The organism is Pseudomonas sp. GW823-FHT02E01, from assembly GCF_058797535.1.
The window spans coordinates 1-15,287 of record NZ_JBXAJS010000009.1 but is presented as its reverse complement, the minus strand read 5'-3'; the positions used below and the strand labels follow the sequence as shown (position 1 = coordinate 15,287).

The window sequence follows — 15,287 nt, the reverse complement described above, 5'->3', positions numbered from 1 at the left end:
GCAAGCCTGCTCCCACAGGTGCTGAGTACATCTGCAAGTAATTGGGCGGCTGTCAGGCCGTCTTCGCGAGCAAGCTCGCTCCCACAATTTGATCGGTGTACATCAGCAAGAAATTGATTGGCTGGCAGGCCGCCTTCGCGGGCAAGCCTGCTCCCACAATTTGATCGGTGTACATCAGCAAGAAATTGATTGGCTGGCAGGCCGCCTTCGCGAGCAGGCTCGCCCCTATAGTTGGGCTGGGTACACTCGTAAGAAAGTGGTCGGCTGTCAGGCCGCCATCGCGAGCAAGCTTGCTCCCACAGAAGAGCAAAAAGCAGAGCATCCCGCACCACCGCGTCGCTTCTCACCACTCATCAGGCCGAGCGTTAGCTCGCCTGCAGCTTTTGATCTTGATCCACCCGCCCCCTCGGCAGGCTGAGCGGAGGTGTTTATCCGGGGATTGGCGCGCAGCGCCGTTCGACGCAGTCGAACTCATTGCATGTAGGTCGAAGCGAAGCCGACCGGAGGGCAATGCCCCCGGATGAATACCGCAGCGAAGGAACCCCGAGCCTAAGCGAGGGGCCGTACGTAAGGGGCGAGACCTTTTGGTTCCTTTTGGGGCGTTTGCCAAAAGGGACTCGCCGTAAGGGCGAAACCATAAGCCGCCGTTACCGCAGCAACGGATATGTACTCAATCAACCAAGAACCTGGTCGGCCCAGAGGCCGCCAAGGTCAACACCTAAGAAACATCCAAAGCCACAGACATGAACTGACCGATCCGCGACCGCAACCACCGCTCCGCCGGATCATTGTCATGCACCCCGCTCCAGGCCATCGACAACTGCGCCGCCTCAATCTCGAACGGCGGATCCTCAGCGCGCAAGCCACAGCCCTCGACCAACGCACACGCCGCATAATCCGGCACAGTGGCAATCATCTCGGTCCCGGCGAGCAACGCCCGCAATCCACTGAACTGCGGCACCCCCAGCACCACACGACGACTACGCCCGACCTTCGCCAGATCCAGGTCGATGTTGCCACTCAGGTCGCCGGAAAAAGACACCATCGCATGGGGCCGCTCGCAGTACTCATCCAGGGTCAGCATCCCCGGCCGGGTGTCGCCGCGCAGCACTTTGCAGGGGATATCACGCAGCTTCTTGCGCTTGGCATTGGCCGGCAGATCCGTGGTGTAGCTCACGCCCACCGAAATTTCCCCCGACGCCAACAGCGCTGGCATCAACAGGTAATTGGCTCGCCGCACGACCACGACGATGCCCGGTGCTTCCTCTTGCAACTGACGCAGCAACGGTGGAAACAAACCGAACTCGGCATCGTCCGACAACCCGATGCGAAACACATCGCAACTGGTCGCAGGATCGAATTCCTTGGCCCGGCTGACCGCACCGGAGATGGTGTCCATCGCTGGCTGCAATTCCTTGAGAATCGCCAATGCGCGCGCCGTCGGCTCCATGCCGCGTCCATTGCGCAGCAGCAATGGGTCGTCGAACAGATCGCGCAAACGCCCCAGCGCGGCGCTCACCGCCGGTTGGCCCATGAACAGTTTTTCCGCGACTCGGGTCAGGTTCTTTTCGAACATCAGGGCCTCGAAAATCACCAGCAGGTTCATGTCGACGCGACGCAGATCGTTACGGTTCATAGGCACAGGTTCCTTGTGTGTGTTCGGCCGGGCGCGAGGATGAGAATTGTGTCTGACTTTACCCAAGACTTCCCGCGGTGAGCGAGAAATTAACAACGATTAACTCGTAAGCCAGAGCCTTCGGGTCCAAGAATGAAGCCTACCGACACGGACATTCGCCATGGCTCACGTTCAGCAAAATGCCGCCCCCGCGTCATTCACGCCGGTGCCAAAGAAAAGCACCGGCTGCCTCAGCCCGCAGCGCGAAAAGCTGGTTAAACAACTGATCCTCGAACGTCTGGGCGACAGCCTGGAAGTTACTGAACTGGCGCAGGCCTGCGCCCTGTCGCGCAGTCACTTCTCCCGCGCGTTCAAGTGCAGCACCGGCCTCTCGCCACAGGACTGGATTCGCCAGCAGCGCATTGCCCTGGCCAAGCAATTGATCCAGTACACCAACCTCAGCCTCACGCAGATCAGCCTCGAATGCGGCTTCTGCGATCAGGCGCACTTCTGCCACATCTTCACCCGCAGCGAAGGCATCAATCCGTTTGCCTGGCGCTGTCAGGCGGTGCATGGCCTTAAAAGCAAAAGATCGCAGCCTTCGCCAGCGCCTACGGGTATGCACGTGTAGGCGCTGGCGAAACCTGCGATCCCTTGATCCGGCTTTTTAACCTTTCAAGAACGCCAACAGGTCAGCGTTGAGCTGGTCCTTATGGGTGTCCGTCAAACCGTGAGGGGCGCCCGGGTAAATCTTCAGGGTCGAGCCCTTTACCAGTTTGGCGCAGGAGACGCCCGCCGCTTCATACGGCACGACCTGATCCGCGTCGCCATGCACCACCAGCGTCGGCACGTCGAACTTCTGCAGGTCTTCGGTGAAGTCGGTTTCCGAGAACGCCTTGATGCAGTCATAGGCGTTCTTGTGGCCGGCCATCATGCCCTGCATCCAGAACCAGTCGATCATGCCCTGGGACGGTTTCGCGTCAGGCTTGTTGAAGCCGAAGAACGGGCCGCTGGCGAGGTCGATGTACAGCTGTGAACGGTCGGCCAGCGAGGCCTGGCGGATGCCGTCGAACACTTCCAGCGGCAGGCCGCCGGGGTTGGCTTCGGTCTTGAGCATCAGCGGTGGCACCGCGGAAATCAGCCCGGCCTTGGCCACGCGACCGGTGCCGTGACGACCGATGTAACGCGCCACCTCGCCACCGCCGGTGGAGAAGCCGAACAGCACGGCGTTTTGCAGGTCGAGCAGCTCGATCAACTGCGCCAGATCGTCGGCGTAATGGTCCATGTCATTGCCCGACCACGGCTGGCTGGAACGCCCGTGACCGCGACGGTCGTGGGCGATGACCCGATAGCCCTTGGAGGCCAGGAAGATCATCTGCGATTCCCAGCTGTCGGCGTTCAGTGGCCAGCCGTGACTGAAGACAATCGGCTGACCGGTGCCCCAGTCCTTGTAGTAAATCTCGACGCCATCGCGGGTAGTGAAAGTGCTCATGGGTGATGCCTCCTTAACGAGGGTTGGGGGGTGAATCAAACGGGTCAGTGGCGCAGGCGATCGGCCAGACGCGCCACCCGCTCGCCCAGGTGCGCGGCGGTGCGGCGATCCTCGGGCGGAGGGGCATCGTCGGGGGATTGCTCGACATTCGACTGGGCCATGGCGCCCAGTGAGCTACCCAGACGATTGAGTTGGCCGTTGAACGCGCCGGTGCTGGAGCGTGCCGGCAGCAGGTCGAGGCCGACCCAGATCATCGAGTGCTGGGCGGCGAACACCGTCATTTGCAGCAAGGTGTTGAGCTTGTCGCCGCACAGGCTGCCGGAGTTGGTGAAGCCCGCCGCGAGTTTGTCGCGCCAGGGCTGGGTCAGGTAGAACGCCGCCGTGGCCTCCATGAACGCCTTGAAGGCCGCCGAGGCGCTGCCCATGTAGGTCGGCGCGCCGAAAATGATGGCGTCGGCGTAGTGCAGCCGCTCCCAGTGCTCGTCTACCTCTTCGACCGGGATCAACTGGCAGGTGCTGCCAAGGTGCCGTTCCACGCCACCGGCCACGGCTTCGGCCATGACCCGGGTGTGCCCGTAGCCACTGTGATAGACCACCACCACGTTGCTCATTGGTTTGTCCTTGAGATGGGTTGAAATCCCTTGTAGGAGCGAGCTTGCTCGCGATGGTGTGTCAGCCACATTGGTGTCGACTGATACTCCATCGCGAGCAAGCTCGCTCCTACAGGAAGATAGTTTTGGGTGCAGACCGGACGCAGGACGAGTTAAACGTTGTTAATTTTCCCAGGCGCGCAAAAAGCCCCGGCAGACGCTGTCCATCTGTCGCGCCCAACGATCACGGGGCCGACAGCCGCTGGCCGATACGCTAGAGTCAATGCCTGCCCCTTCAGTCACCCAAGCGACGCATTGCGCTCCGTAAAAAACCTGAGGAATATGCTCGAAAACCGCGTACCAGACGGATGCAGCAGGAGCGACTCGTTGACCCTTTCCCCCGAACAGGCTGTGCATTTCGGCCCCTACCGGGTCTACCCCGGACAACGCCTGGTGATGGAGGCCGACCAGCCTTTGCGCCTGGGGCGGCGCGCCATGGACATCCTGTTGATCCTGCTTGAGCACGCAGGCAACGTTGTCAGCAAGCAGCAACTGATCGCCCGGGTCTGGCCCAACAGCGTGGTCGAAGACATCAACCTGCGGGTGCACATGGCCGCGTTGCGCAAGGCGCTCGGCGACGGTCAGGCCGGCCAGCGCTACATCGTCACCGTGGCCCAGCGCGGGTACAGCTTCGTCGCACCGCACTCACTGGAACAGGCCGAGCAATCGCCAGCGCCCGAGGCTTGCGCACCGAGCCGGCATAACCTGCCGGTGCGCCGCACGCGAATGATCGGCCGGCAGACCCTGGTCGACAATCTGGTGGTGCAACTGCCACGCCAGCGCTTCATCACCCTCGTCGGTCCCGGCGGCATCGGCAAGACCACCGTGGCCTTGCGGGTCGCCGAACAAATGATCGGTCGCTACCGGGACGGCATTCGCCTGCTGGACCTGGCCCCGATCAACTGCCCGCTGATGATCGACGGTCATCTGGCGACGTTGCTCGAACTGGCCCTGCACAACGACGCCCCCCTGAGCGGTCTTGCCGACTCTCTGCGCGACAGGCAAATGCTGTTGGTCATCGACAACTGCGAGCACCTGGTCGACGCCATCGCCCATCTCTGCGAAACCATTCTGCGCAGTGCGCCGCACGTACATATTCTCGCCACCAGCCGCGAAAGCCTGCGGGCCGAAGGCGAATTCGTCCAGCGCCTGGAGTCACTCGATTGCCCGCCGCCCATCGCCGTCCTCGACCGCGCCCAGGCCATGACCTTTTCCGCCCTGCAACTGTTTGTCGAGCGGGCCATGGCCAGCCATGACAGCTTTGAACTGACGGACAATGAACTGCCGCTGTTGATCGACATCTGCCACCGACTGGACGGCATTCCACTGGCCATCGAACTGGCGGCGGCGCAAGTGGGCAACTTCGGATTGCCCGGCTTGTTGACGCAGTTGCAAAGCAACTTCCGGGTGTTGACCCAGCCCTGCCAGACGCCCCTGGCACGCCATCAGACCCTGCGCGCGACACTGGACTGGAGCTTCGAGCTACTCAGCGCCTGCGAAAAGACCTGCTTGCGCCGACTGAGTGTGTTTCGCGGCGGTTTCACCCTGGAGTCGGCAGCGGCGGTGATTGTCGGCGAACACATCGAACCCCGCGAGGTGTTCGGCTCGATCACCCAATTGGTCGCCAAATCCCTGTTGAACGTGGAGGTGGGCGACGAGGATGTTTACTACCGCCTGCTCGATACCACCCGCAGCTATGCCCTGGAAAAACTTGCGCAAACCACCGACCTGCCCGGGACGCGGGAGCGGCATGCCGAGCGTTGCCTGGCAACGATGCAACAGGCGCAGGACGACTGGGAGAAAACGTCCACCGGCTTGTGGCTCGAACGCTATGGCCGGGCCCTGGAGGACATCCGTGCAGCCCTCGATTGGGGTTTGCACGGGCAAGGGCCGCAGGCACTGGCGATACGCCTGGCCGCGACGTCCACGCCGCTGTGGCAGGAGTTGTCACTGCTCAAGGAACACGGCGGTTATGTGCGCAAGGCGCTGGCCTTGCTCGAGCAGTCTGCCGAGCCTTGCCCGCGCTTGCAGATGGCCCTCAAGCTGGCTTTGGGCAGTGCCTGTTATCACGTTCAAGGAGGTAGCAGCGAAACCGTTGGCGCCTTCGTCAGCGCCAGAGCCATGGCCAGCCAACTCAACGATGTGGCCGGTCAGTTGCGGGCGATTTCCGGGCACCTGGCGGTCAATCTCAGCTGCGGCCAATACCAGATGGCCCTGGAACAGAGTCGGCAATTCGATCACCTGGGGCTGCAAGACGACGCCCAGATGTCCCTGAGCATGCATCGATTGCGGGTGCTCGCCCTGCACTTCTCCGGCAACCAGCATCAGGCTGGGGAGCATGCCGAACAAGTGCTGCAACGCATGGCCCACAGCGGTCATCTCAACCGTTTCACCCATGGCTTTGGCGTGCAATACGACCAGAGTGTCGCGGCGCTGACCCTCCACGCGCGCATCCTCTGGCTGCAAGGCCAGCCGGAACAGGCCTGGCGCACTGCCCGCCAGGCGCTGGACATCGCATTGCAGATCAACCACGGCACATCGATCTGCTACACCCTGGCGCTCGCCGGCTGTCTGATCGCCCACTACAACGGCGACACCCGAAGCGCCCGCGAACTCCTGCGCCTGCTGCTGCAACAAGCGCGGAAACACTCGGTCCTGCTGTTCCATGACTGGGCGCAACACTATGCGCGGGTGATCGGCGGTATCGATGTTCAGCCAATCGGCCGACAAAGCGTCGGTTTGATCAAGGACATCATGGTCACGCTGGATTCAACCTGTGTCGACGATGATTTGCTCGAACGTGCGCAAAGCGGTGTTTCGGACTGGAGCACGGCAGAGATACTGCGGGCCAGGGCCAGGACGTTGCTGGCAACCGATTGCCCGCTCCAGACCGCGACGGCCGAAACCATGCTGCTCAAGGCACTCAACGTGGCAAAGGCCCAGGGTGCCCTGGCCTGGGAGCTGCGTAGCGCCACCTCACTGGCGCAGTTGTGGCAGCGTCAGGGCGATCCCCAACGGGCGCATCAATTGCTGGCCCCGATCTACCAGCGCTACACCGAAGGTTTCGCCACGCCGGACTTGATGACCGTTCGCCGGCTACTCGACGAGCTGCACTGCCACCTGCCCGCCTGAAGACCAGCGCGCTTGACTGACGTAACCGGCATAACGCGTTTCAAGGGCGCGCAAATCACCACTGAGTTCGAGTTTTTCCAGCGCATAGGTGCGGGTGGTGTTGAGGAAGCGGTAACGGGCCACTTCCCTCCCCTGCTCCAGGGTCAGTAGCGACTTGAGGGCCAGGCTTTCCATCACCTTGATCAGGTCGGCGGCAGGCAGCCTGTCGCAGCAGATCACGCCAATCGCTGCGTCCCGGGTGAAGGCCATTTTGAACACCGCCAGGCGCTGCAACACGGTTTGCTCCACGGCAGTCAAACGTTCGTAGCTCCAGTCCAGCGCCGCTTTGAGCGTCTGGTGCCGGGGCACGGCCGTGCGACGGCCCTGGGACAGCAATTGAAAACAGTTATCGAGTTGCGCTTGCAACCCCACCAGCGCCAGCGCATCGATTTGCGCCGCCGCCAATTCAATCGCCAGCGGCAGGCCGTCGAGGCGCCGGCAGATTTCCCGTACGGTCTTGAGGTCTTGTTCGCGCAGGGTGAACCCTTGCTGACGAGCCCGGGCACGGCTGACGAATAACTGCACCGCCGAATAGCCCATGACCTCGTCAACACTGCGCAGCGCTGACACCGGCGGCACCGCCAGCGGTGGCAGACGCAATACGGTTTCGCCCGCTGCCTGGAGCGGCTCGCGGCTGGTGGCGAGGATCGACAGACGAGGCAGCGAAGCCAGCAGTGTTTCGATCAACGTCTGGCAGCGTTCGAGCAGGTGTTCGCAGTTGTCCAGAACCAACAAGGCATGCCGCTGCGCCAGCGCCTCCAGCGTGGTGCCGACCTCCAGCCCAAGGGTTCGTGTGACGTGGTCGGTCACTTGCGCCGGGTCATCGATCGCCGCCAGGTCCACCAGCCACACGCCGTGCCGATAGTGCTGCAACAACAGTTCGGCCACGCGCAGCGCCACGGTGGTCTTGCCGATCCCGCAAGGCCCGACAAGGGTCATGAATCGGCGCACCGGCAACTGCCGAACCAGGCTGCCGACAACCGCATCGCGCCCGGTGATCGACGTGAGCCGCGCCGGCAAGTTGTGCAGGGGCTTTTTTACGGTCTCGCTCGGGAACGAGACGGGCTGCGGCGAATGCTGTACCGGGGCGACAAAGCTGTAACCGCGCTGGGGAATGTTGACGATGTAGCACTGGCCGTTCTGGCCGTCGCCCAGGGCTCGGCGCAAGGCGGCAATGTGTACCCGCAGGTTGATCTCTTCGACCACGGAGCGCGGCCAGACCTGCGCAATCAACTCCTCCTTGCTGACGACCGAGCCTGCGTGCTCGACCAGCACCTGCAACACGTCAAGGGCGCGGCCGCCCAGGCGCAGCGGTCGATCGCCCTCCAGCACCAGTCGCTGACTGAGGTGGAAAGCGTAAGGCCCGAATTGCAGCACCGCTTCGTTGTTTATATCTCTGAGGCTGTTCATGGGCTGTCACTCGCTGCAAGCCTGGCTTCCAGCCCAGGCTCCGCACCGTCCTTGCAATGAGTTCAGCGGTATCTTGGCAGGCCTCGGTGACGGTACAACTGCCGCGGGGGGAGCGTCACGGCCATTGCGGTGCGCACGACGGACATGCGCGTTAGCTGAACTGCTCGCGGTATTGGGTCGGGGTCAGGCCGAGCTTTTCACTGAACAGAAAACGCATGTGCCGCACGCTGCCGAAGCCGCTTTTGAAGGCCACGGTCTTGAGTGGCAACTCGGTGGTTTCCAGCAGGTTCCTGGCGCAATCGATACGCGCGCTTTGCAGAAACTCCATCGGCGTCATGTTCACTTCCCGGGCGAACACCCTGGCGAAATGGCGCGGGCTCATGTTGGCCAGACCGGCCATGCGCTCGATGCTGTAGGTTTCATCGAGATGTTCAAGCACGTGGTTCTGCACCCGGGTAATCGCCGTTTCGTGAGGGGCCACCGCCGCCATCAACGGGCTGAACTGCGCTTGCCCGCCCTGGCGTTTCATAACCACCAGCAACACTTTGGCCACGTCCTGGGCGACTTTTTTGCCATGATCCTGGGCGACCACCGACAAGGCCAGGTCGATCCCGGCGGTGACGCCACCGGAAGTGATCAGGTTGCGGTCCTGAACGAAGATCTGATCGGTCTCGACAGTCGCTTTCGGAAAGCCCTTGATCAGCCGCTCGGTGTAGTGCCAATGGGTGGTGACGCGATAGCCGTCGAGCAACCCCGCATGCCCCAACACGAACGCCCCGGTGCAGATCGAGCCATAACCGGCGGACCCGCTGACGTTGTGCCTGAGCCAGTCGAGCAATGGCGGATGCTTTTCGTTGTAGGCACCGGGACCACCGGGCACCAGCAGCAAATCAAAACCCTCGCAGGCCTGATCGATGTGCCGGTCGGCGTGCACGCTCACCCCGTTGGACGCCCGCAGTGCGCCGGGCTCGGTGCCGATGGTCGTCAGCACATAGTGATCCTCGGGTTTCAGATAACGATTGGCGATGGAAAACACTTCCATGGGCCCGGCCATGTCGAGCAGGAGAAAGTCGGGAAACAGCACCATTGCCACGGTTTTCATGGATTGGAATTCACTGGGATCAAATAAGGTCGGTTTGTCGAGCGCTATCCCTTTGTGGGAGCGAGTTTGCTCGCGATGGCAGTATCACATTCGACAGATGAGGTGACTGGAAAATTGCTATCGCGAGCAAGCTCGCTCCCACAGGTTTCGGTACTGTGCATTATGGACAAACACAGGCCAGGCATCGGAAAAGAATAACTGATTCGTGCCCGAATACTGTCAACCTGAACGAGACAGTATTTCAATTTCAACCTACTTATTGAATCAGCCAGTAACCATTAACCTTCTCCTCACTCGGACGAATTCACGTCCCCAAAGGAGATTTCATCATGCTGACTCTTCGCAAAGCCTCGGATCGTGGCCTGGCCAATCACGGCTGGTTGAAGTCGTTCCATACCTTTTCCTTCGCCAGCTATCGCAACCCGAAAGAGCAGGGTTTTTCCGACCTGTTGGTGATCAACGACGACCGCGTCGCCGCCGGCAAAGGCTTCGGCCAGCACCCGCACCGCGACATGGAGATTTTCTCCTATGTGCTTGAAGGTGCCCTGGAACACAAGGACACCCTGGGCACAGGTTCCGTGATCCGCCCCGGCGACGTGCAACTGATGAGCGCAGGCAGCGGTGTGGCCCACAGTGAATTCAACCACTCCGGAACCCTGCCGGTGCACTTTCTGCAAATCTGGATCGTGCCCGACGTCAGCGGCGCCAAACCGCGCTATCAGCAAGAGCATTTCAGCCCCCAGAAGAAACGCGGGCGCCTGCAACTGATCATCTCGCCGGACGGCGCCAAGGGTTCGCTGAAGGTGCGTCAGGATGCACGGGTGTATGCCGGCCTGATCGACGGCAAGGAAAGCGCCACCCTGGAGCTCGCCGCCAACCGCTACGCCTATGTGCATGTGGCTCGGGGCAGCGTTGAACTCAACGGTGTGTTGTTGCAGGAAGGCGACGGTGTGCGGGTTCGCGAAGAACAGGTACTGACCTTGAGCAATGGCGTGGATGCTGAAGTATTGGTCTTTGACCTGCGGCCACAGGAACTGCCGGAAATGCCATGACGAAACCCTGCTCGCGAAGGCGGAGTGTCAGACAACATCATTGTTGAATGACCTATCGCTTTCGCGAGCAGGCTCGCTCCCACAGTTTGTGTAAATCTGCTCGTCCTGCGGGTGGATCGTTGATGGTTCAGGGATCGCAGGAAGCTTCAAGGGTAGCGATCTCTGCGCCCTGCTCCCCCTGATAACGGGCCCGATAGCGCCCGGGGCTTTCCCCGGTCCACTTCTTGAACGCCCGATGGAAGGCGCTGGGTTCCTGGAAACCCAGTTGTTCAGCGATATCGCTGATGCTCGCGTCGCTCTGACGCAATTGCTCAAAGGCCACGCCACGGCGGACTTCGTCCTTGATCTCTTGGTAGGAACAGCCTTCACGCTCCAGTTTGCGGCGGAAGGTGCTGGGGCTCAGGTGCTGTTCCAGGGCAAAGGCCTGCAACGTCGGCCACTGACTGTAATGACTGCCGCGCAAGCGCTGATGAACCTGGGATGCCAGGCCATGCTGGTTGCGGAAGCGGATCACCAGCCATTGCGGCGCGGTACGCAGAAACACTTTCAGCGACGCCAGGTCCTGAACCACGGGCAGGCGCAAGTAGTGGCTGGCAAATTCGATTTCGGTGCGCTCGGCACCGAAGGTCAGGTTGGGGCCCCACAGCAGGCGGTCATCACCCAGCGACAGGCGCGAATGGCGGAAGTCCGCACGGTCAATGGGAATGCGCCGCCCGCCCAGCCAGCACAGCAGACTGATCATCAACACCAGGAAAGTTTCTTCACCAAACCGGCTGGCATCGTTGTCCGTCGAACGGGTGTCGAGGCTGATGACCGCACGCTTGCCACGCACGGCCAGAGAGCCGCGAAAGTCGCGCAGGAACAAGCCGAAGTTGGCCAGGCATTGACGCATGGCCTTGTGCAGATCGGGCTCCTGAATCAAGGCACGGCAAATCAGGGCGAAACTGCCCGGTGGCATGCCATGGGAATCGAGCCCGAAAAACTCATCGTCGAGCTCGCGGATCTGGATCAGCCACAACGCCGCAAACGCATTGGCCGGCACCCGCGCCGTGGGTTGGTGCATGACCGCCGGATCAATGCCCGCCTGTTCGAGCACGGCCGTCACGCGCTGCGGATCATCGCGCAGCCCATGGATCATTGCCTGCACGAAATAGGCGGCAACCGAGTCCTTTTCCCGCATTGGTTCGCTTCTCTCTCATCACCCGAATGGCAAAAAACATCAGTGCCGTTGAACAGTTTTGGCATAGGACAACCGCCCTGCCGGCTCTAGACTCGCGGCAATAGTACGCCTTCGGTCGCAATCGCGGCCAAGGTATCGCAGGGTTTGATCGAAGGATGGGAAGATGAATCTGCAAAACATCGGGGTGATCGGTGCGGGCACCATGGGCAACGGCATTGCACAAGTCTGCGCCATGGCCGGTTTCAACGTGACCTTGCTCGACATTTCCGAAAGCGCTTTGCAAAAAGCCGTCGCAACGGTCGGCAAAAACCTGGACCGGCAGATCGCCAAGGAAACCCTGACGCCGGAGCAGAAACAGGCCGCTCTCGACAAAATCCGCACCAGCACCGACTACAGCAGCCTGCAAAATGCGCAGCTGGTCATTGAAGCTGCGACGGAAAATCTCGACCTGAAACTGCGTGTGCTGCAACAGATTGCTGCGCAAGTCAGCAGCGAATGCGTCATTGCCTCCAATACCTCGTCGCTGTCGATCACCCAACTCGCCGCCAGTGTCAGCCAGCCTGAGCGCTTCATCGGCCTGCATTTCTTCAACCCGGTGCCGGTGATGGGCCTGATCGAAGTCATCCGTGGCCTGCAAACCAGTGACGCGACCCACCAACTGGCGCTGGACATGGCGACCACCCTCGGCAAAACCGCGATCACTGCCGGCAACCGCCCGGGCTTCGTGGTCAACCGGATCCTGGTACCGATGATCAACGAAGCGATCCTGGTGTTCCAGGAAGGCCTGGCCAGCGCCGAAGACATCGATGCCGGCATGCGCCTGGGCTGCAACCAGCCTATCGGCCCGTTGGCCCTGGCGGACCTGATTGGCCTGGACACCCTGTTGTCGATCCTCGAAGCCTTCTATGACGGTTTCAACGACAGCAAATATCGCCCGGCGCCGTTACTCAAGGAAATGGTCGCCGCCGGTTACCTGGGACGTAAAACGGGGCGCGGCTTCCATGCCTATGCCTGAGCGTTGCTCGCGCTTTGCCGAGTACCGGGACAAGGTCCTGGAGCTGTTTGCCTGCAAGGGGTTCGGCCAGGTCGGCATGCGTGAGCTCGCGACGTGCCTGGGGCTCTCCCCAGGCTCGCTGTATCACCATTACCCCAGCAAACAGCATCTGCTGCTCGACCTGATCGAGGAGTTCTACGAGGAGCTGCTGGCCACCCTGGGACGTATCCAGCAAAAGGCCCCGGGCAAGCGCGACAAACTCAACAGCCTGATTCGCGCCCATCTGAATCTGCATCGGGAGATGCCCTGGCATTTCCGCCTGGTGGAGCGCGACAGCGGTTGCCTGAACGAAGAGCAACAGGATCGGGTCCGGCAATTGCGCGAGCAATACGAACGCACGTTGCTGAGGATGCTGGGCGCCAAGTCCCGCTTCAGCGAGCAAGGCCTGCTGGCCGCCGGGCATGCCATTGGCGCCCTGCTCAACAGTGCTCCCAGCTGGCTGACACCCCATGTGCTGGACGAGCAGGAACGTGATGAGCTGCTCGAGAGCATGGTCAGCGGCGCCATCGAACGCGTGCTTGCGCCACGGCGTGTGCCGGAGGCAATAAGCCTGGCGCGTCCTATTGAAAAAAACATCTAAAGAAACACAAGCTTCGACGAAGATTTAGCGCTTTGCTTGTCGGCTCGACACAATCGGAATTCGCCGAAAAAACCGGCGTCCAAACCGATGTATGCACTCGAGCACCTGGAGCCGACCATGAAAATCAATCCCTACCTTATCTTCAACGGCGACTGCAAAGCTGCCTTCACGTTCTACGCGCAGTGCCTGCAAGGCCAGATCGAAGCCATGATGACCTTCGGCGAAACGCCTGCCGGTGAGCATGTCCCCACGGATCTGCACAACCTGATCATCCATACCCGCCTGATCGTGGGCGATCAGGCGATCATGGGGTCGGACACCACTCCGGATCGTCCCGTCCAGGGCATGAGTGGTTGCTCGATCTCACTCAACGTCGACAGCATTGCCGAGGCCGAACGGGTCTTCAAGGCACTGGCGGACGGTGGCACTGTGCAAATGCCACTGGAAACCACGTTCTGGGCAGCACGCTTCGGCATGCTGGTCGACCGTTTTGGTGTGTCGTGGATGGTCAATTGCGAAAAGGATCAGTGAAAGGCCTTGGTCGATCGAGAGTATTGAAGGCACAAAAAAGCCCGACCTGAAAAGGTTGGGCTTTCTGGCAACTCCCCGCCTGTCTGCTACCGTCAACTAGCCATACGGATAGCAGCAAACCTGAGGAGGATACCCACTATGCCGACCCACGACGCGTCCTGGCCCACCCGTTGCAAGCTCTTGCTACTGGCCGGTGGAATGATCGCCAGCCTGCTGACCCTCAATGGTTGCACCACTGTCGATGCACAGACCACCGCCTATGTCGGTGTAGAACATCCGGCACCGACATCGCCGGACCAGGTTGTCGTGCTGCGCTCGGAGCCTCTGCGCCCACATGTGCGCCTGGGTGAGGTGTTGATCGACGCCAGCATCGACCCTGCCCCGCCGATTACCGAAGTCGAACAGAAGCTGCGGGAAGAGTCCGCCAAACTCGGTGGCGACGCCGTGGTGGTCGTCTATGACCACATTCAGGCGGTGGGTGCCTATGCCAGCGGGCCGCTGTGGGCACGCGACGTGAGGACCATCGAGGGACGCAAGCTCAAAGGTATCGTGATCAAGTACCAGTAGATATCTCCCCCTGGAGGACAGCGTCAACGGAGGTTGAATTTGAATGACGTGGTGATCGCTCTCATCGTTTTCGCCTGTCTGTCCGCCAGCGCACTGATGGGCTCGTACGTGAGGGAGCGATTACCGAGCCATCATCTGAGCGATGACTCCGTGGCAGTAGTGAAGCTGGCCACCGGCCTCATCGCAACGATGTCGGCGCTGGTCCTCGGCCTGCTCGTTTCCTCTGCCAAAGGCACCTTCGATACGGCCAATGCCGAACTGGAGGGCGCGGCGGCGAAAGTGGTTCAATTCGACCGCTTGCTGGCCCGCTACGGCCCCGACACCCAGGGCATCCGCACCGAGCTCAAGCACAACTACGCCGAAGTCACCCAGGTGCTCGCGACCCGCGATCACCGTCAGATTGAAAAACTCGATAGCCCAGAAGTGATCCGTCGCTCCGAAGGCCTGCAACGCCAGGTCGAGTCACTGACGCCCGGCAACGATGATCAGCGCGCACTCAAAGCCAAGGCATTGCAAGACATGGACACCGTGTTTGCCGCCCGCTGGCTGACCCTGCTGCAGGCCAATCAATCGATTCCACCGGTGATGCTGGTGATCCTGGTGACGTGGCTGGGGATTATCTTCGGTTCGTTCGGCCTGTTTGCACCCTGCAACGGCACCATTGTCGCCGTATTGCTGATGTGTGCCCTGTCGACGGGGGCAACCATCTTGTTGGTAGAGGAACTCAATCGACCGCTTGATGGTTTTATCTGTGTGTCGCTGGATCCCCTGGAGCACACGCTGGAGCGGTTGGGGCAGTAATTTCATTTCCCGCGGACAAAAACAAAACCCCTACCTGCATACGCAGATAGGGGTTTCGGAATTTAATCTTGACGATGACCTA

13 protein-coding genes and 1 pseudogene are annotated in these 15,287 nt (G+C 61.1%); 8 read left to right on the top strand and 6 right to left on the bottom strand.

What is annotated here, in order from left to right; genetic code table 11:
• Positions 1–718 precede the first annotated feature (718 nt).
• The gene (locus AC1RDQ_RS21060) at positions 719–1,636 is read right to left on the bottom strand and encodes a LysR family transcriptional regulator (protein ID WP_492588017.1); all 918 of its coding nucleotides are present in this window, start codon (positions 1,634–1,636) and stop codon (positions 719–721) included.
• 160 nt (positions 1,637–1,796) lie between these two features.
• Between AC1RDQ_RS21060 and AC1RDQ_RS21055 the strand changes: the two genes are divergently transcribed.
• The gene (locus AC1RDQ_RS21055) at positions 1,797–2,246 is read left to right on the top strand and encodes a helix-turn-helix domain-containing protein (protein ID WP_218498348.1); all 450 of its coding nucleotides are present in this window, start codon (positions 1,797–1,799) and stop codon (positions 2,244–2,246) included.
• A 36-nt stretch (positions 2,247–2,282) separates the two neighbouring features.
• Here the strand turns inward: AC1RDQ_RS21055 and AC1RDQ_RS21050 are convergent, their stop codons facing one another.
• Together AC1RDQ_RS21050 and AC1RDQ_RS21045 are read right to left on the bottom strand one after the other, a co-directional pair.
• A complete protein-coding gene (locus AC1RDQ_RS21050; RefSeq protein ID WP_057715512.1) occupies positions 2,283–3,107 on the bottom strand; it encodes an alpha/beta fold hydrolase in 825 nt (274 codons plus the stop codon).
• Between the two features lie 44 nt (positions 3,108–3,151).
• Positions 3,152–3,718: a flavodoxin family protein gene (locus AC1RDQ_RS21045; protein ID WP_492588016.1), complete on the bottom strand. Its 567-nt coding sequence runs from the start codon at positions 3,716–3,718 to the stop codon at positions 3,152–3,154.
• Positions 3,719–4,084: 366 nt separating this feature from the next.
• Between AC1RDQ_RS21045 and AC1RDQ_RS21040 the strand changes: the two genes are divergently transcribed.
• Positions 4,085–6,889 carry an ATP-binding protein gene (locus AC1RDQ_RS21040; protein ID WP_492588015.1) on the top strand — a complete coding sequence of 935 codons (2,805 nt, stop codon included), beginning with the start codon at positions 4,085–4,087 and terminating at the stop codon, positions 6,887–6,889.
• On the opposite strand, the gene AC1RDQ_RS21035 is transcribed toward AC1RDQ_RS21040, so the two are convergent.
• A complete protein-coding gene (locus tag AC1RDQ_RS21035) occupies positions 6,854–8,338 on the bottom strand; it encodes an ATP-binding protein (RefSeq protein ID WP_492588014.1) in 1,485 nt (494 codons plus the stop codon). The two genes, AC1RDQ_RS21040 and AC1RDQ_RS21035, sit on opposite strands and share 36 nt — an antisense overlap.
• 151 nt (positions 8,339–8,489) lie before the next feature.
• Positions 8,490–9,440, bottom strand: coding sequence for a GlxA family transcriptional regulator (locus AC1RDQ_RS21030; RefSeq protein WP_492588013.1), 951 nt, complete (start codon positions 9,438–9,440; stop codon positions 8,490–8,492).
• 329 nt (positions 9,441–9,769) lie between these two features.
• Between AC1RDQ_RS21030 and AC1RDQ_RS21025 the strand changes: the two genes are divergently transcribed.
• Positions 9,770–10,492: a pirin family protein gene (locus tag AC1RDQ_RS21025; RefSeq protein ID WP_492588012.1), complete on the top strand. Its 723-nt coding sequence runs from the start codon at positions 9,770–9,772 to the stop codon at positions 10,490–10,492.
• A 127-nt stretch (positions 10,493–10,619) separates the two neighbouring features.
• Here the strand turns inward: AC1RDQ_RS21025 and AC1RDQ_RS21020 are convergent, their stop codons facing one another.
• Positions 10,620–11,672 (bottom strand): AraC family transcriptional regulator, encoded by a 1,053-nt coding sequence (locus AC1RDQ_RS21020; protein WP_492588011.1) that lies wholly within the window; start codon positions 11,670–11,672, stop codon positions 10,620–10,622.
• Between the two features lie 163 nt (positions 11,673–11,835).
• Between AC1RDQ_RS21020 and AC1RDQ_RS21015 the strand changes: the two genes are divergently transcribed.
• The 5 genes and pseudogenes from AC1RDQ_RS21015 to AC1RDQ_RS20995 all read left to right on the top strand — a co-directional run bounded on the left by AC1RDQ_RS21015 (position 11,836) and on the right by AC1RDQ_RS20995 (position 15,205).
• Positions 11,836–12,687, top strand: coding sequence for a 3-hydroxybutyryl-CoA dehydrogenase (locus AC1RDQ_RS21015; protein WP_057715519.1), 852 nt, complete (start codon positions 11,836–11,838; stop codon positions 12,685–12,687).
• A pseudogene (locus AC1RDQ_RS21010) lies at positions 12,674–13,334 on the top strand (TetR/AcrR family transcriptional regulator). The gene AC1RDQ_RS21015 and the pseudogene AC1RDQ_RS21010 overlap by 14 nt, the downstream one beginning before the upstream one ends.
• Before the next feature lie 89 nt (positions 13,335–13,423).
• Positions 13,424–13,837 carry a VOC family protein gene (locus AC1RDQ_RS21005; RefSeq protein WP_154862382.1) on the top strand — a complete coding sequence of 138 codons (414 nt, stop codon included), beginning with the start codon at positions 13,424–13,426 and terminating at the stop codon, positions 13,835–13,837.
• Between the two features lie 138 nt (positions 13,838–13,975).
• On the top strand, positions 13,976–14,404 hold the full coding sequence (locus AC1RDQ_RS21000) for a hypothetical protein (RefSeq protein WP_218498358.1): 429 nt from the start codon (positions 13,976–13,978) through the stop codon (positions 14,402–14,404).
• 48 nt (positions 14,405–14,452) lie between these two features.
• On the top strand, positions 14,453–15,205 hold the full coding sequence (locus AC1RDQ_RS20995) for a bestrophin-like domain (protein ID WP_223473825.1): 753 nt from the start codon (positions 14,453–14,455) through the stop codon (positions 15,203–15,205).
• The last annotated feature ends 82 nt before the right edge of the window (positions 15,206–15,287 follow it).